We start from the raw sequence: 21907 nt of genomic DNA, 5'->3' as shown, positions 1-21907 counted from the left end.
TCACACCACCACGAGACCGCGAGGACTCTTCGTCAGCAGTTCAATGCCGTCGTTCGTAACAAGCACGGTTTCGCTGAACGCAATCCCGTCCGCCGATACGTACATGTGGAAAGTCATGCCCTCTTCGAGCACCCATTCGGCGTTGTTCAGGAATACTCGTGTGAAGTCGCTCGTATGCGGCGTGGACTGGGAGTAATAGCCGAGTGTGTAACCGGTGATGTTCGGAAACGAAGGGCGCAAGCCTGCTGCGAGAATCGCGTCCCGCGCAATCGCGTCGATGTCTTTTGCAATCGCGCCTGGACGCATCGCCGCGAACTGGCGGTCCTGAATTTTGAGCAGTTGTTGCGCGATACGCTGCTGCTGGTCGCTCGCTTCGCCCATCACGGCAGGCCGCATGATCCGCGCGCTGTAGCCATTCACGAATGGCAGCAGTTCTAAATGCAGGATTTCGCCCTTCGCGAGCGGGCGGCTATGCAGGTTGCCGTGCAGGAATGCATCGCCCACGCCGTTGGTGATCGGGCCCGTACGGCCCGAATCCGCGCCGTGGCGCATGAACGCGTAGGCCACCGCCGCCGCTGCGTCCCGTTCTGACGTGCCCACGCCCGATACCTTCAGCGCTTCCTCGATCGCGATGTCGCCGATTGCCGCTGCGCGCCGAATGTAGTCGATCTCGGCGGGTGACTTGCGCGCGCGCAGCACCTCGAGCACGCCGGAGTAGTCACCGAATTTCGCGTTTGGCAACGCTGCCTGAAGGCACTTGAAGCGGTTGAGCGTCATGCAGTACGAGTCACCGTCGAGGCCGATATGCCCCGCGTCCCAGCCTCGTTCGCGCAGCAGATGCGCAAGCACTTCGATCGGGTCTTCCCAATCGGAAAACCCTACGTGCTGCGCAAGCCACGTGGTTTCGAGGTACGGCCGCTCGTCCATTGCGCGCAGCACGAAGACCGGCTCGCCTTCGAGCGGTACCACGCACGCGCGGTACATGTTTTCCGAAATGCCGAAGCCGCTGATGTAGAACAGGAACTCGGTCTGATCGATGATCAGCGTATTGAGGTTGCGCTCGCGCATCGCGGCGCGGACCTTGTTGAGACGGTGGTGGTATTCGTCGAGGGAAAAAAGCAGTGTCTGGTCAGTATTCATGGGAGCGGCGCAGTGCGCACAAAAAGTAGCAGGTGAAGTCAACTGAAGGGGATCAGGCACGGCGTCCGGTGAGCGCGCTCAAACCGAGCGTCACAGCGGAGACGATCACGAGCAGCGCGCTCACGGCGGCGATTTTCGGATCGAGCTGGAACACCACGGCGTTCCAGATTCGCACGGGCAAGGTTTGCGACGACGTGCCCGCCATGAAAAGCGCGATCAGCAGTTCGTCGAACGACGTGAGGAACGCGAAGATCGCAGCCGACATCACGCCGGGTGCGATCATCGGCAATGTGATGCGGATGAACGCGGCCAGGCGGCTCGCGCCGAGACTCTGCGCGGCGTTTTCGAGCCGCCCGTCGAAGGCCTGCAACGTCGACGACAGAATGATCACCGCAATCGGTGAGGACACCACCGCATGGCCGATCACGATCGAGCCGATGTTGCCGAACACCGCGACGTCCGAGAAAAAGAAGAACATGGCGATGGCCGCGATGATGTTCGGCACGATCATCGGCAGCAGGATCAGCGCATAGACCGCGCGCTTGAACGGAAAGCGGTGCCGCACCAGTGCGAGCGAAGCGAGCAAGGAAAGCAGCAGCGTGATCACCGTCGAGATGAACGCGACGCGAACGCTCAGCCAGATCGACGCGAGCCAGTCCGGATCGGTCAGCACCGAAACGAACCAGCGCAAGGAAATTGACCTGGGCGGAAAGGATAGATAGCCGGCGTCGTTCAGGGCGAGCGGAAACACGAGCACGATCGGCGCGGCCATACAGAGGAGCACCGCAATCGCCACGATGGCGAGCGGCAGGCTGGTTCCACGCGGGTTCACAGTTTTGCCTCGAAAAGCCGGTTGAGTCCGATCACACGTTCGTACAGCGCAAACAGCAACAGCGTACTGGCGAGCAGCACCGCCGCGAGCGCGGACGCGAAATTCCAGTCGAAGTAGGTTTCGATCTGCGCTTCGATCACCATCGAAATCAGGCTGTCCTGCTGGCTGCCCATCAGCGCGGGCGTGATGAAATAGCCGAGCGACAGAATGAACACGAGCAGCGCGCCGGAGGCGACGCCTGGCATCGAAAGCGGAAAGAAGATTCGCCAGAACGCGCGCGTGCGGCCCGCGCCGAGACTTTCGGCGGCGAGCAGCAGGCGCGTGTCGACCGAACGCATCACGCTATAGAGCGCAAGCACCATGTAAGGCAGCAACATGTATGTCATGCCGATCAGCACGCCGGTGCGGTTGTAGAGCAGCTTCACGGGCGCATCGATCAAATGCAGGCGGATCAGCAGGTCGTTGATAAGGCCGTGGCTGCCGAGCAGCACCATCCATGCATACGTGCGAACCAGCACGCTCGTGAAGTACGGAATGACCACCAGGATCATCAGCAGCGTCGCCGTGCGCGGCTTGCGTTGCGATAAAAAATACGCGAGCGGATAACCGACCACGAGCGTGAAGACCGTCACAAGCGCGGCGATAACGAAGGTCGTGCGCAAGACGACCAGATAAGCGGGTTCGTGCAGAATGCGCAGCATGTAGACAGGCGTGAAACCGGTCTTGTCGTGCACCGCGCGCACCAGCATTGCGCCGAGCGGATAGATGAAGAACACCGCGACGAACGCAATGAGCGGCAGCAACAGCCAGAACGCGGGCGCGCGCCTGCGGCGCGGCGTCTGGACGACAGCAACCGCGCTCATGCGGCACGCTCGAGTGACGAGAGGTGCGCGGCCGGCGAAGCGGCCATCAGCCACGCGCTTTGCACGCCAGTGCGCAGGGTCACGGCATCGCCGGCGATGGGCATCGACGCGTGGCCAGTATTCGACAGCTGCACAGCGAGACGCTGGCCGTCGGCAAGCGCGACCGTGTACTTGACCGTATGCCCGAGGTACAGCGAATCGATCACCGTCGCATCGATCACCGCGCCTGCGGCCGGCGCGACCGAAGCTTCGCCGCGCCGCGAGAGCGCGAGGCGCTCCGGACGGAGCAGCGCACTCGCTCGTTCGCCGATGCGCAGTGACGGCGCACACGCACCACCAAGCGCGGTGCCGTTTGGCAGACGCAGCGTCGCGCGGCCTGCATCGATTGACTCGATCACGCCGTCAAGGAGGTTCGACTGCCCCACGAATTCGGCGACCCAGCGCGTCATCGGCCGCTCGTAAAGATCCGCTGGCGAGCCGATTTGCGCGATCGCGCCGTCGTGCATCACGGCGATCCGGTCCGACAGCGTCAGCGCCTCTTCCTGGTCGTGCGTGACCAGCACCATCGTCGTACCAAGCGACGTATGTAAGGCTTTAATCTCATGCTGCATGTGCTCGCGCAGATTCTTGTCGAGCGCGCCGAGCGGCTCGTCGAGCAGCAACGCGCGTGGGTCGAAGATCAACGCGCGCGCCAGCGCGACGCGCTGCTGCTGGCCGCCCGACAGCTCGCGCGGATAGCGCTGCCCCTTGTCGGCGAGTTGCACGGTGTCGAGCAGCTGCGTCACCTTCGCGGCAATCTGCTGCTTGCCGACACGCCGCATCTGCAGCGGAAAGGCAAGATTCTGCGCCACCGTCAGATGCGGAAATAGCGCATAGTTCTGGAACACGACGCCGAGATTACGCTGAGCGGGCGCCAGCGCTGTCACGGTATCGCCACCAATCAGTACCTGGCCGGACGTTGGTTCGACGAAACCCGCCAGCATCATCAGCGAGGTGGTCTTCCCCGAGCCGCTCGCGCCGAGCAGCGTAACGAATTCGCCCGCCTCGATCTTCAGGTCCAGGTTGCGCACAGCTGCGGCGTGGCCATACGTCTTGGTGATGCAGCGCAGTTCGAGACTTGCGCCGCCTGTCGGTTTTCCGCTCGTGCTCATCCTTGCAAAACCCACGATTGCCATTGTTGACCCACCGATGCGAGGTTGTCCGACCACCACTGCGGATCCTGCTGGAACGACTCGACGAAATGCTCCTTCGAACTCGGCAAGCGCGTCAGTTCTTCCGGTTTGAGCAGCGCGAGCGCTTTCTGGTTGGTCGGGCCGTACGCGAGGTGACGGGCGATCTCCGCTTGCACCGAAGGCTGCAACGCGAAGTCGACGAACTTCTGCGCGTTCGCGGCGTTCGGCGCGTTCTTGATGATCGACAGTGCCTGGGTCTGACGCTTCGCCTGGTTCCATTCGATGGCGAGCGGCGCGCCCTTGTCGATCAGATCCTGTGCCCGGCCGTTCCATAAGCCCCCCAGCACGGCGTCCTTGCGCTCCATCAGTTGCGCGGACGCGGCGCCCGTGGTCCACCACGTCGCGATCTGCGGCTTGATGCGCGACAGCACCTTCAGCGCGCGCGGCACGTTGAGCGGATAGAGCTTGTCCATCGGCACGCCGTCGGCGAGCAGCGCGAATTCGAGTTCCGCCGAACCCGATTGCTGATCAGCCAGGGTGCGCGAGCCGGGAAATTTCTTGGCGTCCCAGAATTCGGCCCACGATTTCGGATGCGCACCGTTCCTGTAAACCTCGGTGTTGTAGACCATCACCGTCGAGAAGAACAGGCTGCCCACGTAGTTCTGCTTGCGGATGACAGGCTGAATGTCATCTGCGTGCGTGTACCTCATCTTCGTGTACTCAATCGGGGCAAGGGCGCCGATCTTATCCAGCGCGACCTGCGCGATGTCGACCAGATCGCACACGTCGATCGATACGCGGCCAGCCTGCACCATCGCACGAATTTGTGCGGCGGTGGCCGGCTGCACTACCACCTCGATGCCGGTCGCGGCCGTGAACGGCTTGTGCACCGCCGCCGCCATCACGTCCTGGTAGGCGCCTCCCAAGCCGCGCACGACGACCTTGCCCGCGTCGGACGCATGCGCCATGGAGGGCGCGACAAGCGGCAACGCTCCGACGGCGGCGATGCCGGCAGTGTTGACTAGAAAACGGCGGCGGCTGGTGCTGAAGGTCATGTCTGCTCCGGGTTGATTAGCGCGCTTTGCGCCGTCTTGAGGCTTGCTTGTTTCCCGATGTGGGTGATGCAAGGTTTTCTGCTTGTGAAGCAGCAGCTTCGCCCTGCGAGCGGCCGAAATTGAGGCGGCCGTTCAGCTGATCAGCGAGCGACGGAGCGTCGCCGTTGCTGCCGCCAGCGTTCCAATGTGACAGCAGCCGCCATGCGTCGTCTGAGCGTTGAAGCATCGCGGTGGCATTCTCGCCGTTGCGGGTCGCCGTCAGCGCGACGAGCCAATTGACAAGGCCCAACGTTCCAGCCTGCGACCACCAGCTGAACAGCGTTCCCTCGCGTCCAACCAGAAAGCTCTCGGCAGCGATCTGTGCGAGAGGCGACGACGGTTTGTCGGTGATCGCGACAATATACGCGCCGTACTGACGCGCGATCTTCATCAGCTCGATCGTGTACGGCAGATAGCGCGCATAGCCGATGCCGATCACCACGTCCTGTTCGCCCACCTGACGAATGCGGTCTGCGATGTCGCCGTGGCCAACGGTCAGCGTTTCGCAGGTGCCCAGGATCTGGTTCAGTTGCATCGACAGTAGCAGCGCAAGTGGATACGTGGTGCCGTGCGCGGTCACCCAGATGCGTCGTGCGGCGATCAGTCGGTCGGCGACGCGCTCGCCGAGCGGTACCGGATTCAACCGTGCGGTCGCATCGAGCAAGGCGGCATCGGACGAAAACACCTCGTTTTTTAGCTCTTCGCCAGCAGCCGGCCGATCGGCGGCGGCTCGCATCCCGCCTGCACCGACTCGCTCAAGCAGGCCTTCGCGCAGCGCGCTGCGCATTTGCGGAAATCCCGGATAGCCAATTGCCCGTGCAAACCGGACGACTGCCGCGTCGCTCTGTCCGACCGCATCGCCGAGCTGCCGCGCAGTCATAAACGCCGCCTGCTCGACGTGATCGACGATATAACTCGCCAAAGCCTGCTGCGCGCGTGTCAGCGAGTCGAAACGGAGCCGAATCGCATCGGGAAACGCCGCTGCTGCCGTCTGATTGTGCATTTATGTCGCAACCGTTACATTACTGATTCCTAATGTAGTCATTGCGACAACTGATGTCAAGCCATCAAAAAACGGAGTCTTGGGATTTCTCCAATGTGCCGACCGCTCGCGTCGTTCCGTCAGCCCGGTCCGCGCGCCCGATGTTGCTACACATCATTTGTTGCCCACCTTCGGCACGCCAAAGACCTGCATGTGGGCCTGCCAGACGCGCGTATCGAAGCGCGAAATTCATGGCACGTAGAACTCAATGACGAATGTGGAAGAGCTTGTCCGCAGCGATCCGGCGGTCCGATCAGACTGCCGATTGAACCGGTCCAGCGGGCACGGCGCGCCGGATCGGGGATCGTCGCGCGACGCCGCCTGCCGCGCACAGGCGGCGCAAACCTGCAACTTCATCAGCCCGGAGACCGTGCAGCGCGCCACCGCAATACCTTCCCGGTTTGCAATTGGCAGAGGCGTCTTTTAACGGCTGATTGCTGACTATCAACGGACGTCGGCTGACCACTCCTGAAGGGCTGAAATTGGCCGAGGGCGTGCAAAAACGCGTCATGATGCAGACCGAGGAAGCGCGCGATGCGCAGCGCCGCGCGGAAGCCTCGCTCGCCAAGACCCAGCAGCGCAACGAGCAGCTTGTGGGCGACGTCCAGCGTCAGGCGGCCGACGCCGCTGAGCAGCGACGCCAGGCCGAGCGGCACGAGAAGCAACTCGCAAGCGTGATGGAGGAAGTGCGTGAACTGCGCCGTGAGCGCGACGCGCTCGTCCAGCAGGTTGGCCTCCTGCAAGGGCAGGTCGCGACGCGGACCGCGCCACTGCCGCCACGCACCGCAAAGCGCTCTCGCCAATCCACCTAGGTCTGAGCTGACGGCACTGTCTGCGCTGAATTTGTCGTAGGATTCGCGTTTCGGATCCCCGCCTCAGGCTGCCCGCATGAGCACTGTGCATGAGACTGCGTACCCGGTGTTGCCAGCCGAGGTAGATGACGACGAGCTGCGCAAGGTCTACACGCCCAGCGGGCCGAGATCCGCTTCGTGGGTGGCCAGTTTCGGCAGGCGCCGGCCCGCGTACTGATCCTCGCGCAGCTGAAGCTGTTGCAGCGCCTCGGGTATATGCCGCCCGTGTCGGATGTGCCGCCGGCGATCATCGATCACGTCTGCGCTGCGCTCGGCGCCCGTCCAGTGCCGCGCACGACGCTCGCGCGCTACGACCGCTCCGGCAGCAAGTCGCGGCACCAGAAGATCCTGCGCGAGTACGCCCGCATTCGTCCCCTGGACGCTTCGACCCACGAGTGGCTCGCGACCCTGGCCGCCGGCGCCGCGCGCACCAAGGCCGAGCTACCCGACATCATCAACGTCCTGCTCGAGGAGCTCGTGCGGCACAGCTACGAACTGCCGCCGCTGGCGACGCTCTCGCGCACCGCCAGCCACGCCCGCAGCCAACTCAATGAGGCGATCTACCAGGCGTTCACCGAATCGCTGGACGAGCCGCTGCGAACGCGGCTCGACGACCTTTTCAAAGCGCGGACGGGCCGCACGCCGTGGGACGAGCTCAAGCGCGAGCCGAAACGCCCGGGCCCGCGCGAGGTGGCGAGCTTTCTCAAGCACATCCAGACCATGACCGCGCAGGCAGACGGCTTGCCGCCGGCGCCCGACATGCTCTCGGTGCCTGAAGACACGAAGGTCCGGTCCTCAAAATATCTGAACAACGTGATCGAGCAAGACCATCGCCACATCAAGTCCAGAACGAACGTGATGCCTGGGTTCAAGCGATTCGGGAGCGCCGTGACCACGATTTCAGGAATCGGGTTGACGCATCGCATTCGCACGGGGCAGTTTGATCTCGCGAAGCTCGGCCTCAAGGAAGCCGCTGCGCCCGCCGTATGGAATGCGGTCCTGTTTGATCGATAAGCTTTCCTACCTATATGCACTTTCTCAACTCGCTTGCCTATTTGCACCAGAACCTATAGGCGTACCTTTGCCATCAATCGTCTGCGCGAGAGATAGACGTTGGTCAATGCCAGCGCGACGAAGGCGCGATTGGCGTTCTTCGCCAGACCGCGACAACGCACCTTCGTGAAGCCCCACAGGCGCTTGACAACGGCAAACACGAGCTCAACCCGAGCACGGATCCCAACATCATTGTTGGCATGCGGTCAGACGCCTGAGCGCGTTGCAGGAGGCAGCACCGTTGCGGCATGTCGAACCTCCACCGCGATCGACCGCAGCGGCGCCTCGTCAATGAAACGGTCTAGCAGTTCGCGCACGTCGTGGTCGATGAAATCGGCGCGGGTTGTGTCGACGATGAGAGTCGCCCGATCCGGGATATGCGCAAGCATCTCCTTGAGCGCCACCTTGCCGAGAAACGACACATCCTTGCGAAACGAGAGCAGGAAATGGTCGTTGTGTCGCGCGAGGGCAATAGGCCGATGCAGATTCGCGCACAACGCGAGCGCGGCGCTGCACAGCACGCCGAGCACAATTCCGGTGAGCAGATCGGTGGCGAGCACCCCGGCAATCGTTACAATAAATGGCGTGAACGCTGCCGCTCCCTGTTTCGCGAACATAATGAACAGCGACGGTCTGGCGAGCTTGATGCCGGTATGAATGAGAATGGCGGCGAGACTCGCGAGCGGAATCAGGTTGATCGCATCCGTGAGCGCGAACACGCTGACGAGGAGCAGCACGCCATGCACGATTGCGGAGAGCCTGCTTCGCGCGCCGGCGTGGACGTTGGCAGAACTGCGGACGATGACGGATGTGATGGGCAATCCCCCGATTGCGCCTGCCACCATATTGCCGACGCCTTGCGCTTTGAGTTCGCGATTCGGTGGTGCGGCGCGACGCTGCGGGTCGATCTGCTCGACGGCTTCGAGGCTCAGGAGCGTTTCTAGGCTGGCGACAACGGCAAGCGTCAGGGCGACGATCCAGATTTCTGGATCCACAAGGCGCGCGAAGCTCAACCCGAACTCAGCGAAATGCAAGGCGTCGCGGAGCGCCGCCAACGATTTGATGGCCGGCAACGCTACGCGGTGCTCAGGTGGCAACGCGAGCGTGGCGCCTAACGCGCCGCAAACCAGCGTCGCGCTTACGCCCGCAACTACGACGACAAGCGGCGCGGGCACGAACCGCACGAGGGCGAAGCGTCGCAACGTATGCGTGTCCCAGGCCGCAAGGATGGCCAGCGAGATGGCGGCTACAGTACAGATTATGGGCGAGATGGATGCAAGCGCGCCTGCCAACGATTCGGTGTTGCCGCCCGACGTCAGACCGACTGCGAGTGGAACCTGCTTGATGATCAGCAGCAGGCCGATTGCGGCGAGCATTCCCTTGATGACGGGTGTGGGCACATACGAGGCGAGCTGCCCGGCTCGAAGCGTGCCGAAGCCGAACTGGATGGCGCCCGAGAGCAGCAATGCAATAAGGAATGCAGAGAAACTACCGAGACGCGCGATGCCGTCGACGACGATCACGACGAGGCCCGCGGCGGGGCCGCTCACACTGAGGGACGATCCGCTGAGCAAGGCGACGACGATGCCACCAACGATGCCAGACACCAGCCCGGATAGCGGCTCTGCGCCGGAGGCTTTTGCAATGCCGAGACACAACGGCAGCGCGACGAGAAAGACTACAGCGCCGGCAGCGAGGTCACGTAGAAGCGCAGACGGGAAAGCTTTCGAAGTCATGACGGACACGAAAAATAGTAAAGGGTGAATACCGCGACGGCGAAACTTGTGCGACTGCCATGTTCCGGTGAACGAGGTAAGCGGAGCGATCTGGAGCGGGTCAGAAGGGGGCGATTGCCTTCCTTGTTTCAGGCCCGTAGCCCGACACGAGTTCGCGCATCTGGCCGTCGTTCAGTGAAAAGATCCAGCCGTGCACAAGGGGAGAGGGTGCACGCCCACGCACGAGCGGATGCTCGCGCAGCAGGCGTACCTGTTCGAGTACATTAAGTTCGACGAGCCGGTTGATGCGTGCCTCTTCCGATGGCAGGCGAGCGAGCGCCGCGTGATGCGTGTGTGCGAGTGCGCAAAGCGGCCTGATGTGGCGGTTGAAGTGCGGCAAGGCATCGGCTGGCGGAAGTAGCGAGGCGCGCACGCCCCCACATCCGTAATGCCCACAGACAATGATGTGCGCGACCCGCAGCTCACACACCGCATATTCGAGCACACTCATGGTGTTGTCGTCATCAAGATGAAAAAGGTTAGCGATGTTGCGATGAACGAATAGATCCCCCGGCGCGCAGTGGGTGATGGTTTCGACGGGCACGCGGCTATCTGAGCAGCCAATCCAGAGCACTTGCGGTTTCTGCCCAATGGCTAGCGCGCGAAACAAGTTTGGTTCGCGCCGTCCGATTTCCTGGGCCCACGCGACATTGGCGACGAGCATGCGTTTTGGAAGATTCACGAGTCGAGACTCCAATCAGTTCGTTGGCTCCGATCAATGCTTGCGGAATAGCCTTCTATCAAAAAAATGGGTCATTCCAAAATGAACCCGGACGACGCCAATACGTGGCGCGGCCTTCGCGGCCTTCAGTCAATCAACCCACCCAGTGCACTCGGCCGCCGCCGGGATACCCTAGGAGGGGTGCTCCTAAATAGCGAAATTCGGCCAGTGACCTCTCTGGAGCTGGAGACCGGGCCACTGCGCAGGAAACGTTCTCCGCACCTTGCCCTGATCCGATGGAGTGGTCTTGATATCCCCTGGCATCATCTACCACGGCGACGCGCTGGCCATTCAGCCAGTCGGTCGAACGGGGTCGTTCCGTGGCAGTATGCGTGAGCGTCGGAACAAGTATTTCGAACGTCCTCTCCGATCACCCACGCTAGGAGTTTCTTCTCCAGCGTCCCCTTGCTAACGGCGTGTTACAACTGGAGAGGTCGTGATGGCGGCCGAGAACACCAATGCCGGCAGGACTGGCTCAGCAGCTTGTGCTAGCGGCCAGGTGTCTTCGCGAGGTTCCTTGCCAGCTAAAACTTGGTCGGCGCTAACGCCGTGCCGACTGCCATTTGCCATCGTCCCGGCAGAAGATTCTTCCATGATGGCGATCACATGCAGTGTTTTGCGCCGACAACTGGTGTTGAGCTTGATGAAAATTGCGATGCATTTCATTCCAGTCATTAAGGTTTACATAACAGAATTTAGTCTATTGGCTATTCTAGATGAGTCATCGTGTCGCAATTGTGTCGTCAAATACGTTAGGCTACCCCGTCCCTTGTTTGAACGAAACCATGCGTTGGCTCCGTAGGCGCATAGATTTGCGCGCATCTCTTATACCGACTGTGCTTCATTGATAAAATGCAGAAAACAGACCTACGCCGATCAATATAAGCGCAGACATAAATTAATTTGATGGCCTACTTCTCAGTAGTCTCGCTTACCGCGTGGCATTATTTGCGCTCGGCTGGTTCTGATTATTGGATGTGCGCAACGAAGTTCGGTGCATCTTGCGGTGGCGGTGCGATGAGTCCGCGTCGATAAAGGGCTACTTTGTTCGCCGCGCTCAATACGGCAACGGGTGAAGTCATTGCGCAATGTAAGTCGCGCCACCGACATCAGGAATTCCTGGCGTTTCTCAGGCATGTGGACCAGGCAGTGCCTGCCGATCTCGATGTGCATCTGATCGTCGACAACTATGCAACACACAAGCATCCGAAGGTCGGGGCATGGCTGGCCAGGCATACGCGCTACCACATGCACTTCACGCCGACCTACTCAAGCTGGTTGAATCAGGTTGAACGCTGGTTCGGCCTGATTACACAGCATATCGAAATCTTCTGCTGATTGCGTACAACGACTTTGTCATCTCCACGCCCGCTGAGCAAAAGGTGTTCAAGGTTCTTCAGGAAGCAGACGGAAAGCGGCATATCTCACTTGATAGCCTGCTTGAATCCCTGCCGGTTCGGCCTAACAATTGATGTCGGTGGGCGAATCATATTGGTACTTGTATGAGTCGTCACGATGCAACTCCTCCCTTGATGCACAGAGGTGGCTTCGCTTGTTCGGACAGGGTCCCAAGATTGTTAAGTGGAACCACCGGGGCGTTCATGCTGCCGATTTAATCGCAGGCAGCGTCGCGAAGTATGCCTCATCCGGCGTGCGGTCTTCCAGACTCGAATGAGGTCGTCTCTGGTTGTACAGATTGATGTAATCGCCGATAGAGCGCCGGGCGTGGCTGACCGACTCGTATGCCTTCAGGTACACCTGCTCATACTTGACGCTTCGCCAGGTTCGACGAACACGTTGTCTCGCCAGGCTCCCTTGCCGTCCATGGACAGTTTGATGCCGCGATCCAGAACCGCGTCTGTAGAAGCGGTCGCGGTGAACTGGCTGCCCTGGTCGGTGTTGACGATTTCAGGCTGGCCGTATTTCGCGAATGCCTCTTCAAGCGCCTCGACCGCATGGATCGCTTCCAGCGTGATCGCCACACGATGTGCCAATACCTTTCGGCTGGCCCAGTCCACCAGAGCAGTCAGATACATGAAGCCCCGCGCCATCGGGATGTAGCTGGTGTCGAGCGCCCACACCTGATTGGCACGGTTGATCGTCATTCCTCGCAGCAGATACGGCCAGATCTTGTGCTGCTTGTCGCGGCTCGTGTTCGGCCTGCAGTACAGCGCTTCGCGCCCATGCGTTTCATCAGCGTGCCGACGTGCCGGCGTCCCACCTTGATGCCTTCACGCCGTAGCAGACGCGCCAGCATGCGCGCTCCCGCGAACGGGAACTCAAGATGCAGCTCGTCGATGCGGCGCATTAGTTTCAGTTCCGTCTTGCTGACCGGTTGAGGCTGGTAGTAGACGCTTGATCTGGCGATCCCCGCAAGTCGCGCCTGTTGCGCAATCGGCAGTGCGTGTGCACGGTCGATCATCGCTTTCCGCTCAGCCCCGCCTTGCTGAGCGCTCCGCTTAAAAAATCGTTCTCCTGCGTCAACTGGCCGATCTTCGCGTGGTGTGGAGCACCTTGACGTCCACTTGTGGCTCACCCGTCGTCGACTTGCCCGTCTCGAACACTTCCGACACGCGCTCCTGCAGCTGCTTCTTCCAGTCCGTAATCTGGTTCGGATGAACGTCGTACTGCTGCGCCAGCTCTGCCGGCGTCTTGTCGCCCATCAGGGCTGCCAGCGCTACCTTTGCCTTGAATGCCGGGCTATGCGACCGGCGGCTTCTTTTTGCCATCTTTGGGTTCCTCTTGGTGGTCCCTATGACCAGCTCAGGCTCCGACCGTTCCACTTACCGACCTTGTCCGAAGTCTAGCTACGGAGCGGCGAAGTACCACTCTTCATCCGATACATCGGTTGAGTAGTGGCTGCTTTTTTCATCCCGCCAGGGTATCAGGTCTGCTCGAAAGAGCATAACCCCCGTTTAACTCAGCCGCGCTTGCCAACGTGAGGTCGCTTTCGGCGGAACCGCGACTCATAAATCAGCTTGATGCATCCAAAAGAAATAGCGGCTTATACGAAACGAACTTGCGCTGTTACGATTCGTGCGTTGTTGCTACGGGGCTAGGTGCGAGTGCGGAGTCGAACGCCGTCCACGCTGATTGCGGTGCCACTGGGTTTGCACTTGATCGAAGCGTCGATTTGTTGACTCCAGCGTTGCGCCGAGTTGTCGCGGCCCGTTACGAGCGTGCTCAGCCGCCTCGGATGCGTTTATGTTCGCGAGCAGGAGAACGGATGCGACGGCCGCGCTGGATTACCACCTTTCTTGTCGGTAGCGCCTTGTCAAGGATGGCCCTGTCTGCTTCGAAGCGGTTCTGAGCGTGCCAGGGCGGTCTCGCAATAGCAGTCCCCGTCAGGGTGGTCTGCGTAGCGACGGTCAGCATATGTGACGACGCAGTTCACCGAACTGGTGGTGATCGGAATCGGCTCAGCAGCTCAGCAGCCTCACCGTGATGATGGAGCCGATGGCCGCGCTGTTCCATGGTCTGCCAAGGCCTCTTGACTCCGCACATCGTCGCCACGCCGTAATGTGGCGGCCATGATCCCGCCGCGCAACTGCGTTGCTGCTGACTGGATTGATTGCTGCCCATACCGCTCGGGCAGATGTGACGCTCAATTTCGTCGATGCCGGCATTGATCAGGTCGCCAAGGCAATCGGCGCGGCGACAGGGAAGACGATCATTGTGGACCCGCGCGTCGAAGGGCGGCAAAATCTCGTCTCTGAGCGCCCTGTTTCGGAGGACAAAGCATTGAAAACTCTGCAGTCTGCGCTGCGAATGCAGGGTTTCTCGCTGGTGCAGGATCACGGTGTGCTGAAGGTCGTGCCCGAAGCGGATGCGAAAGCGGAGGGTGTGCCGACGTACATCGGAAATGCGCCTTCGGCACACGGCGATCAGGTCGTCACTCAGATCTTCCGCCTTAGGAACGAATCGGCGAACAACCTGCTGCCGGTGCTGCGTCCGCTCATTTCGCCGAGTAATATGGTTGCGGCTTATCCATCAAATAATACGATCGTCGTCACCGACTATGCAGATAATGTCCGCCGCATCGCGCAGATCATCGAGGGCGTCGATTCTGCGGCCGGCCAGCAGGTACAGGTAGTACAACTGAAGAGCGCGAATTCGATCGACGTTGCGACCCAGATGACCAAGATGCTTGACCCTGGGGCGATCGGAAATGCGGATGCGACGCTGAAGGTCTTGGTGCAGGCTGATCCGCGCACGAATGCGCTATTGCTGCGTGCGTCGAACGCAGCGCGCCTCGCGGCGGCAAAGTTTCTGGCGAAGCATCTCGATGCGGCAACTGGGCGTCCCGGTAACATCCACGTTGTGCAGCTGCGGGGCGCGGATGCCGTGCGTCTTGCGAAGACGCTGCGCGGCATGCTCGGCAAGGGCGGCCATGATTCGATGTCCAGAGGGGGCGGTCATGCCGCGAACTCGTTCAACCAAGGAAACATGGACTCGTCGACGGGCACACCGGCCTTGCCGCCACTGCCAGGCGGCTCTCAGGGCGGTTCGTCATTCTCGTCGATGGGAAGCAATCGGCTTGCAGGCGGCGGCAACAACGACAGTCAAGGCAACAACGCGGCGTTTCTTGGCGAAAAGGAAGGCGGTGACATTGAAGAGAATCAGCCCGGCTGGATGATTCAGGCCGATCCGGAGACCAATTCGTTGATCACTACCGCGTCGGACGCCGTCTACGGCAATCTGCGCAGCGTGATCGATCAGCTTGACGTCCGCCGCGCGCAGATATATATCGAGGCGCTAATCGTCGAACTGTCGGCGACGACAAACGCGAATCTCGGCATCCAGTGGCAGGGTGCGCTGCTGTCGAATGGTCGAAACAACGGTCTCTACGGAAGTTCCAACTTCAATTCTAATGGAAGCCAGGGCATCGTGAACCTGACCGCGCAGGGAGCCATCATCGCGGACGACCCGGCCGCAGCGCTCGCGAAGGAGGGCACGAACCTGCTGAACAACGGCCTAAACGTCGGCTTGTTGCACCGCTTCGGCGACGTGTTCGGTCTTGGTGGCCTGTTGCAGGCGCTGTCGGAGTCGAGCGATGCCAACGTCCTATCGACACCTAACCTCATCGCACTCAATAACGAAGAGGCGAAGATCGTCGTTGGCTCGAACGTGCCTCTCGTGACGGGTTCATACGCCACGCCGACCGCGAATGCCGCGACGTCCGTTACCGCATTCAACACCTTCGATCGGCAGGATGTCGGTATTGTGTTGTACGTGAAGCCGCAGATCACCGACGGTGGCATCATAAAGCTGCAAATCTATTCCGAAGCCTCGTCCGTCGATTCGGCCTCGGCGGACAATCAGGGCGGCGTGTCGATCATCAAGCGCTCGGTGCAGTCGACTGTGCTGGCCGACGATGGCGAGATCATCGTGCTCGGCGGCCTGATGCAAGACAGGTACGCGAACGGCAACAGCAAGGTGCCGCTGCTCGGCGACGTGCCGTTGATCGGCCAGCTGTTCCGTTCGGAGCAGAAGCGCCGAGGGAAGACGAATCTGATGATATTCCTGCGTCCGGTCATCATCGACGACCGGGACAAGGCGCAGGCTATTACGTCAAACCGCTACGACTATATTCAAGGTGTGCAGGCCGCGTATCGGCAGGTCAACAACTTGATGAAGGACGACGACGACCCGGTGGTGCCGCAGAAGCCGGTAGGCCCAAGACAGGGCGGGTCAACCCTGAATCTGTTCGATCTCGACAAGATGCGTCGCTAGTAGGTCGATGGCTTTGTTGTCATGTCGGTGCCTATGCAGTTCTTCAAGCGTTAGGGGCTGACTCGGGGTCGTAAAGGGTCCCGTAGTTTGGCGAACCGAACGTCGTAGCGTTGCCGCGCCAGTGCGATGAGCGCTTGGTTCTGTCGTTGCCGTGCTGGACTTTGCGTGCGGAGAGGCCGTGAGATAGGTGTCTAAACACCACGGCGGCCGATAGAAGCAATGCGCCGAGCACCTTGTTGCAGCGCTTGGACGGGTGCTCGCCACGGATAAATGAGCGTGAACGCCGGGTAACTGATGCGACGCCAGCGTAAGTCGCTACGTGACCTACCTAACCTCATGTTAGTGCAAGACCTCGGTGGGGGTCTGGCGGCGGTTCTGCCCCCGATTCCCGGAACTTTGGTCAGGGTTGCAAAAAGAAGTGGTAACACCCAACCGCTCAACATAGGCGGCGATTTCGTCGCGTTGTTGCGCAACTAGTCCATTGAACCAGATGAATTGCACCGGATTCGCCGCGATGGATCGGAGTACTTCCATTTCAACGGGAGCGCCTTCTTGTTGTACTGGCGTATATAACGCATGAGCTTTTTATCGAGATCCTTTGTGCCGGTGAATACGCCACGCGCAATGTATCGAGACTTTCGGATGGTCAGCCAGAAATGTTTGAACGGCGTCGGTTTTGTGGCTGCTCACGTTGTCGCAGATCACGTGAATCTTTTTTCCGCGCGGCTGGACCGATACCACCGCGGTGAGGAATGCAACAAACTGGGTGCCGGTATCGCGTGGCGCAGTTTTACCCAGCACCTCACCGGTGGCTACATTCACTGCGGCGAACAGGCTCAGGGTGCCGTTGCACTTCTATTCAAAGCCATGGCTCTCGGCGCGCCCGGGCGAGAGTGGCAACATCCGGTTCTTGCGATCCAGCGCCTGGATGGCCGTCTTCTCGTCCACGCAGAACACCACCGCATGCAACAGCGGATTAAGTACAGCCCGATCACATCGGCAGCCTTCGTCTCAAAGTCGGGATCGATGGGTAAGCAGCAATCCATCGAAGCGATATATCCGAATATATACACGCGCGCAGGTCGGGAAACTCGCCTGTCAGATTCAGCAGGCCACGGGCCAACCTGGCAAGGTGGCGTTGGCCGACGCCGGGTGGTCGAACGCAGCTTTGGCTGGCTCGACCGCTTGCGTCGGCTGGCCAGGTACAGCGAGCGATTGCCCGAAACCTTGGCTGGCTTCCACTTCGCCGTGTTCTCCTCGCTTATGCTCGTCCACTTTGCGGCACTTGGTAAAAGGGCATTAAAGTGCATAACACCGCCTGGAAAAAAGGCCGTTCGGGCTCACTCGAATGGAAGAGCGCGTTCCAATGCTGGATGGCCAAATCGAAATCAAAGTGCGATCAAGGTCACCGTTTCGTCGGTGACGGCCGAAATCAAGTCGGGCGACAACTTCGAACTCGTACAACTCCAGCAAGTGGCCCAGAACCTCGCGCACGCTCATGCCGCGCGCGTACATGCTGATGACGTAATCGTCGACGCCGGGCCGCCCGCGCTGATACTGCCACCAATTGCAGCTCGAACGTCGCCCGCTGATCGCGCAGAATGTTCAGATTCAGGTCGCCATTTGCCATGTTGACCGTCTAGCGCCTGGTCCAGTTGCGATGGTTGCCGGCCTCGCCTTGCTCAGCCTCGTTGTCGCATTATGATTTCCCAGTTCGATACTACCGAAGAACTTCTTGATGTCGAGGCCCAGCGCCCAAGCGTAGCCCCGGCCGCGCTGCAGGCCCACGTCGGGCGCCTGATGCGCGGGCCGCCCAGGACGATAGCCGCATGAATCGTCGTAAAACCACAAGCGATACAGATATCGCTGGACCACCGTCTGAGCGATGCCCTGAGATCGTGGGAATTCCAACGGCCTCGTCCCCACACCCTGCCTTCCGGGGGTATGTCAACCCTTAGCACCGGTGGTCTTCGCGGCATGACGGCCGCCCTCGTGAGACGAATTGTTCAGCGCGACTCGTGACAAGCCTCCCGTTTTACACGTCTAGTCAAGGACGCTACCGGCTTCACGATCTCTTACGAGGGCTCTTGTTCAAATAGACGGCTCTTCAGCCCATGTCAATTGTCGCGTATTGACCAAATGCTCACAAACGAAATGACGACTGTCGCACATCGGCGGTCCGCACGACAATCTTCATCGGATATCAATCCACCTGAAGACGTCGCACTGCGCCTGGTGGCTCCTTTTCGCCGACGAATCTGAGTCGGCACGATCTGTGCTCTGGAAATGTGAAGCGATCTCGCGCTCAACCCGTTTGACATCTTGGACGCCATACAGTAAAGGCTAAATCGCACAGATATGATCTCCAAAAAATGCAACGAGGCAACTGCACATATCAACGATACAGTGGCTTTCTTCCGCTGTAGCGCTCTATTTTGGAGCACACGAACTTCGGCGCAATCGTGGCAGCACGTCGCAGCGCAGTGCAGACAGATGTCGTCGAGCGAAATTGAGCTTCTCACTCACACGCCCCCTAGAAACCTAACTATGCGTGGTTGGGAAAGGTCGATATTTCTGGCTTTATTTGGTGCGTCATCCTTGGCTCAAGCACAAAGTACTGTGAATCTCTACGGTGTTCTCGACGAAGGCATCATGTACCAAAGCAACGTTGCTGATAGCAAGAGAATTTCGCTTGACTCGCTTAGCGGCCTCATGGGAAGTCGATGGGGCATGACCGGAAGCGAGGTTCTCAGTGGCGGTTTACATGCAACGTTCACCCTTGAGTCAGGCGCAAACCTAAATCAAGGTAAGGCTGGTCAGGGCGGCCTGCTATTTGGTCGTCAAGCCTTCATCGGTATCAAAAGCGACAATTGGGGCGGCCTGACATTTGGACGTCAATACGACATGATCTTCTACTTTCCCGAGCCGCTGACTGCCGAAGCGCTGGTCGGAGGCGCGCCGGCGGGACACCCAGGGGATCTGGACAATGCGTCCAACACGGTTCGACCGAATAATTCTGTCCGATACATGAGCCCCGACATCTACGGCGCGAGCTTCGGAATTGAGTACAGCTTTGGTGGTATTCCCGGTAACTTCACATCTACCAGTGGTTATTCGGTAGGTGCAGGTTACGTGAACGGGCCATTGAAACTGGGGGCAGCATTCGAGTACTTTAAGAACCCCACTGCAGCGCCAGGCACAGGATTTTTTACTGCCTATTTGAATGGGATCTCTCCTCTTCAAGGTGCTATCAACAGTGGATATGGCTCCGCCCAAGCGTACCAGTCTGTAGTCGTAGCATCCAACTACACAATCGGCCCAGTCATCGTGGCAGCATCGTTCTCTAATGTTCAATACGCGAATCTCGCCCTGTCTCATCTGGACGGAACAGTCATATTCAACAACTACGATGTCGGAATAATGTATCGTTTCAGCCAAGCGTGGACAGTCGCAGCATCATACGACTACTTGCAATCGAATGGCATTCAAGACGTTTCGGGACATATACTCGGAAACCAGCACTTCAACCAAGTAGCGATTTCAACAGACTACTTTTTATCCAAGCGAACCGACGTCTATTTCGAAATCGGTTGGCAACAAGCATCTGGAACATCGTCTCGTGGGGTCCCCGCTATTGCAAGCGTCGCGAATGTGGGTGACTCATCCAGCAATCGCCAGATCCTTGCTCGCGCCGCGATCCGTCAAAAGTTCTGAATAGAGCTAAACATGCTGCAATGCAACGACTCACAGCACCGATCGATCCTCGCAAATGACCCGACTGACGCTGCCAGCGTTGGCGAGTCGCGCCCCCACTTTCGATCCGTGACTAAATTTTCTGAAGTTCCTGACATCCTGAGCGGCGTTGCGTCTTATTGGTTAAGCTGGCGAAAACCATCACACCAGTTAATTATCTTTACTTCGACAGGAGACTACAACTCGCGCATTAATTTTCATACGTTCCGCCGCGTATCCGTAATATCGTCGATATCAACGGACAATGTTGATCTGAATTAAGGATGACATGAGAAATCATAATATTATAATTAGATACGCCAGACGCAAATGGACAGCCACCACACCAATCACCACCCACAGGGAGCACACGCCTGCGATAGAGTTAAATCGATCGGCAAGCATCAACTGAAAGGAGCTCTCTACGTTAGCAGACTGGATCATCGCGCGCGTAGACGCTTGTTCGTGCCGCGCGTCCACTAACACGAACCTCACCTGGACTTCAACAGAATGCAAAAATATTACCTACCAAGGGAAATAGCGAACCGCATCGTCGATCCGAAGTCCCACACGGACATCGATGGCCTCCACGAAATTTATAGTTGGGCACGCGCAAACAACCCCGTCGGGAGAGCGACGGCTGACGGGCATGACCCGTTTTGGGTGATTACAAAACACGCCGACGTCTCTATGATCTCACGGAATAATTCTCTATTCCACAATGGAGATTATTCTGTCGTGTGTCGCCCTAAAGCATCGATCGAGCATATTATGTCCGCGACCGGTTCGCCGAACATTGTTCGATCGCTCGTGCACATCGACGGCGAAGAACACAAAAGTTTACGCGCGCTGACTCAATCCTGGTTCATGCCGAACAGTATTCTCAAGCTTGAAGACCGTATTAGATCGCTAGCCCGTACGATGGTCGAGAAGCTGCAGCAACACAACGGAAAGGTGATCGATTTTTCAGGCACATTCGCGTCGCAGTACCCACTGCACGTAATCATGGATATTCTCGGCGTCCCTCAGGAGGATTTTCCTCGCATACATGCACTAACTTACGAGATGTTCGGGAGTGAGGACGCCGAATACACACGCGACACGTTGCGCCAAGGCGACGCGAGCAGCGCGACGGGCAAGGCGCTCCTGTCTGTAGTTGACGACTTCAGGGAGTACTTCGAAAGCTTAAACGAAGCGCGCCGGAAGGACCCGCGCAATGATGTCGCGACTTTGCTAGCCAACGCGGTCATCAATGGGCAGCCTATCGATGACGTAACCCGCCTCGGCTATTACGTAATTATCGCTGCCGCAGGACATCATACAGTGTCGTCGTCCACGTCGGTCGCAATGTGGGCATTGTGCCGCTTTAAGGAGTTGCTACCACAGCTTCAGGCAAATCGATCGCTCATTCCACAGTTTATCGATGAATGCCTTAGATTCGCATCGCCGGTTCATCATTTCATGCGTACAGCGACTGCCGACACTAATATCCGAGGTCGAAAAATTCGCAAGGGAGATTGGCTGATGTTGTGCTATGGCTCGGCTAATCGCGACGAAGAAGTCTTCCCTTCGCCATTCACATTCAATATTGATCGCAGACCCAACCCACATATCGCCTTCGGTGTCGGCGGCCACGTATGCCTTGGTCAACATCTCGCGCACATGGAGATGCGGATTCTGTTCGATGAGCTGATTCCGAGATTGCAACGCGCTGAGCTAGTGGGTGAGATCGAATACATGGAGTCAAACTTCGTTTGTGGACCGAAACACCTTCCCGTTCGCTGCATGTTGCAATAACACAACCCGCAATATTACGCGCATAGAAGACTTCATGTCTACGTGGTCGAAGAAATATTTGCGCGGCTAGCAAGAGCGAAGCCCTGCGCCGGCCGGCCAGAT

Annotated in this window: 12 protein-coding genes and 10 pseudogenes; 9 read left to right on the top strand and 13 right to left on the bottom strand. The window is 59.1% G+C overall.

Going from position 1 to position 21907, the window contains the following annotated elements; genetic code table 11:
* Genes AB4Y42_RS40000 through AB4Y42_RS39975 form a run of 6 tightly spaced genes read right to left on the bottom strand, consistent with a single transcriptional unit; the run spans position 1 to position 6104 of the window.
* Positions 1-1140: a M24 family metallopeptidase gene (locus AB4Y42_RS40000; protein ID WP_368697365.1), complete on the bottom strand. Its 1140-nt coding sequence runs from the start codon at positions 1138-1140 to the stop codon at positions 1-3.
* Positions 1141-1192: 52 nt separating this feature from the next.
* The gene (locus AB4Y42_RS39995; RefSeq protein WP_368697364.1) at positions 1193-1972 is read right to left on the bottom strand and encodes an ABC transporter permease; all 780 of its coding nucleotides are present in this window, start codon (positions 1970-1972) and stop codon (positions 1193-1195) included.
* Complete coding sequence (locus AB4Y42_RS39990; RefSeq protein ID WP_368692651.1) at positions 1969-2835, bottom strand: ABC transporter permease; 867 nt, start codon at positions 2833-2835, stop codon at positions 1969-1971. The genes AB4Y42_RS39995 and AB4Y42_RS39990 overlap by 4 nt, the downstream gene beginning before the upstream one ends.
* Positions 2832-3986 carry an ABC transporter ATP-binding protein gene (locus AB4Y42_RS39985; RefSeq protein ID WP_368697363.1) on the bottom strand — a complete coding sequence of 385 codons (1155 nt, stop codon included), beginning with the start codon at positions 3984-3986 and terminating at the stop codon, positions 2832-2834. The genes AB4Y42_RS39990 and AB4Y42_RS39985 overlap by 4 nt, the downstream gene beginning before the upstream one ends.
* On the bottom strand, positions 3983-5062 hold the full coding sequence (locus AB4Y42_RS39980) for a polyamine ABC transporter substrate-binding protein (RefSeq protein WP_368697362.1): 1080 nt from the start codon (positions 5060-5062) through the stop codon (positions 3983-3985). The genes AB4Y42_RS39985 and AB4Y42_RS39980 overlap by 4 nt, the downstream gene beginning before the upstream one ends.
* 16 nt (positions 5063-5078) lie before the next feature.
* The gene (locus tag AB4Y42_RS39975; protein WP_368692654.1) at positions 5079-6104 is read right to left on the bottom strand and encodes a MurR/RpiR family transcriptional regulator; all 1026 of its coding nucleotides are present in this window, start codon (positions 6102-6104) and stop codon (positions 5079-5081) included.
* Between the two features lie 527 nt (positions 6105-6631).
* Between AB4Y42_RS39975 and AB4Y42_RS39970 the strand changes: the two are divergent.
* From AB4Y42_RS39970 to AB4Y42_RS39960, 3 pseudogenes are all read left to right on the top strand, one after another.
* Positions 6632-6955: pseudogene (locus AB4Y42_RS39970) on the top strand (integrase); the annotation flags it as partial.
* A 76-nt stretch (positions 6956-7031) separates the two neighbouring features.
* Positions 7032-7768 (top strand): annotated as a pseudogene (locus tag AB4Y42_RS39965) (DUF4158 domain-containing protein); the annotation flags it as partial.
* 24 nt (positions 7769-7792) lie between these two features.
* Positions 7793-8008, top strand: a pseudogene (locus AB4Y42_RS39960) (DDE-type integrase/transposase/recombinase); the annotation flags it as partial.
* A gap of 53 nt (positions 8009-8061) precedes the next feature.
* On the opposite strand, the pseudogene AB4Y42_RS39955 reads toward AB4Y42_RS39960, so the two are convergent.
* The 4 genes and pseudogenes from AB4Y42_RS39955 to AB4Y42_RS39940 all read right to left on the bottom strand — a co-directional run.
* Positions 8062-8229 (bottom strand): annotated as a pseudogene (locus tag AB4Y42_RS39955) (transposase); the annotation flags it as partial.
* A gap of 24 nt (positions 8230-8253) precedes the next feature.
* On the bottom strand, positions 8254-9783 hold the full coding sequence (locus AB4Y42_RS39950; protein WP_368692655.1) for a SulP family inorganic anion transporter: 1530 nt from the start codon (positions 9781-9783) through the stop codon (positions 8254-8256).
* 100 nt (positions 9784-9883) lie between these two features.
* Positions 9884-10504: a carbonic anhydrase gene (locus AB4Y42_RS39945; protein ID WP_368692656.1), complete on the bottom strand. Its 621-nt coding sequence runs from the start codon at positions 10502-10504 to the stop codon at positions 9884-9886.
* Positions 10505-10951: 447 nt separating this feature from the next.
* Positions 10952-11209: a hypothetical protein gene (locus AB4Y42_RS39940; protein ID WP_368692657.1), complete on the bottom strand. Its 258-nt coding sequence runs from the start codon at positions 11207-11209 to the stop codon at positions 10952-10954.
* Positions 11210-11584: 375 nt separating this feature from the next.
* Between AB4Y42_RS39940 and AB4Y42_RS39935 the strand changes: the two are divergent.
* Together AB4Y42_RS39935 and AB4Y42_RS39930 are read left to right on the top strand one after the other, a co-directional pair.
* Positions 11585-11857: pseudogene (locus tag AB4Y42_RS39935) on the top strand (IS630 family transposase); the annotation flags it as partial.
* Positions 11854-12015, top strand: a pseudogene (locus AB4Y42_RS39930) (nitrogenase-stabilizing/protective protein NifW); the annotation flags it as partial. The pseudogenes AB4Y42_RS39935 and AB4Y42_RS39930, both read left to right, overlap by 4 nt.
* Positions 12016-12142: 127 nt before the next feature.
* Here the strand turns inward: AB4Y42_RS39930 and AB4Y42_RS39925 are convergent.
* Positions 12143-13272, bottom strand: a pseudogene (locus AB4Y42_RS39925) (IS3 family transposase).
* Positions 13273-14095: 823 nt separating this feature from the next.
* On the opposite strand from AB4Y42_RS39925, the gene gspD reads away from it, so the two are divergent.
* Positions 14096-16276 (top strand): type II secretion system secretin GspD, encoded by a 2181-nt coding sequence (gspD, locus tag AB4Y42_RS39920; RefSeq protein WP_368697361.1) that lies wholly within the window; start codon positions 14096-14098, stop codon positions 16274-16276.
* A 473-nt stretch (positions 16277-16749) separates the two neighbouring features.
* Here gspD and AB4Y42_RS39915 read toward each other — a convergent pair.
* Positions 16750-17301: pseudogene (locus AB4Y42_RS39915) on the bottom strand (transposase); the annotation flags it as partial.
* A gap of 112 nt (positions 17302-17413) precedes the next feature.
* Between AB4Y42_RS39915 and AB4Y42_RS39910 the strand changes: the two are divergent.
* Positions 17414-17545, top strand: a pseudogene (locus AB4Y42_RS39910) (transposase); the annotation flags it as partial.
* Positions 17546-17691: 146 nt separating this feature from the next.
* On the opposite strand, the pseudogene AB4Y42_RS39905 reads toward AB4Y42_RS39910, so the two are convergent.
* Positions 17692-17891 (bottom strand): annotated as a pseudogene (locus tag AB4Y42_RS39905) (transposase); the annotation flags it as partial.
* Positions 17892-18823: 932 nt separating this feature from the next.
* Here AB4Y42_RS39905 and AB4Y42_RS39900 point away from each other — a divergent pair.
* Both AB4Y42_RS39900 and AB4Y42_RS39895 read left to right on the top strand, forming a co-directional pair.
* Entirely contained in the window at positions 18824-19990 is a 1167-nt protein-coding gene (locus AB4Y42_RS39900; protein ID WP_368692659.1) for a porin, read from the top strand.
* Between the two features lie 528 nt (positions 19991-20518).
* The gene (locus tag AB4Y42_RS39895; RefSeq protein ID WP_368692660.1) at positions 20519-21805 is read left to right on the top strand and encodes a cytochrome P450; all 1287 of its coding nucleotides are present in this window, start codon (positions 20519-20521) and stop codon (positions 21803-21805) included.
* The last annotated feature ends 102 nt before the right edge of the window (positions 21806-21907 follow it).

The sequence above is a fragment of the Paraburkholderia sp. EG286B genome (genome assembly GCF_040965655.1).
In the GTDB taxonomy this organism is placed as follows: Bacteria; Pseudomonadota; Gammaproteobacteria; order Burkholderiales; family Burkholderiaceae; genus Paraburkholderia.
This window is presented reverse-complemented; position numbering and strand designations above follow the sequence as displayed.

Coding starts and splice junctions, on each gene's coding strand:
- AB4Y42_RS40000 (WP_368697365.1), bottom strand. CDS start 1,140: ATGAATACTGACCAGACACTGCTTTTTTCCCTCGACGAATACCACCAC.
- AB4Y42_RS39990 (WP_368692651.1), bottom strand. CDS start 2,835: ATGAGCGCGGTTGCTGTCGTCCAGACGCCGCGCCGCAGGCGCGCGCCC.
- AB4Y42_RS39985 (WP_368697363.1), bottom strand. CDS start 3,986: ATGAGCACGAGCGGAAAACCGACAGGCGGCGCAAGTCTCGAACTGCGC.
- AB4Y42_RS39980 (WP_368697362.1), bottom strand. CDS start 5,062: ATGACCTTCAGCACCAGCCGCCGCCGTTTTCTAGTCAACACTGCCGGC.
- AB4Y42_RS39975 (WP_368692654.1), bottom strand. CDS start 6,104: ATGCACAATCAGACGGCAGCAGCGGCGTTTCCCGATGCGATTCGGCTC.
- AB4Y42_RS39950 (WP_368692655.1), bottom strand. CDS start 9,783: ATGACTTCGAAAGCTTTCCCGTCTGCGCTTCTACGTGACCTCGCTGCC.
- AB4Y42_RS39940 (WP_368692657.1), bottom strand. CDS start 11,209: ATGAAATGCATCGCAATTTTCATCAAGCTCAACACCAGTTGTCGGCGC.
- AB4Y42_RS39900 (WP_368692659.1), top strand. CDS start 18,824: ATGCGTGGTTGGGAAAGGTCGATATTTCTGGCTTTATTTGGTGCGTCA.
- AB4Y42_RS39895 (WP_368692660.1), top strand. CDS start 20,519: ATGCAAAAATATTACCTACCAAGGGAAATAGCGAACCGCATCGTCGAT.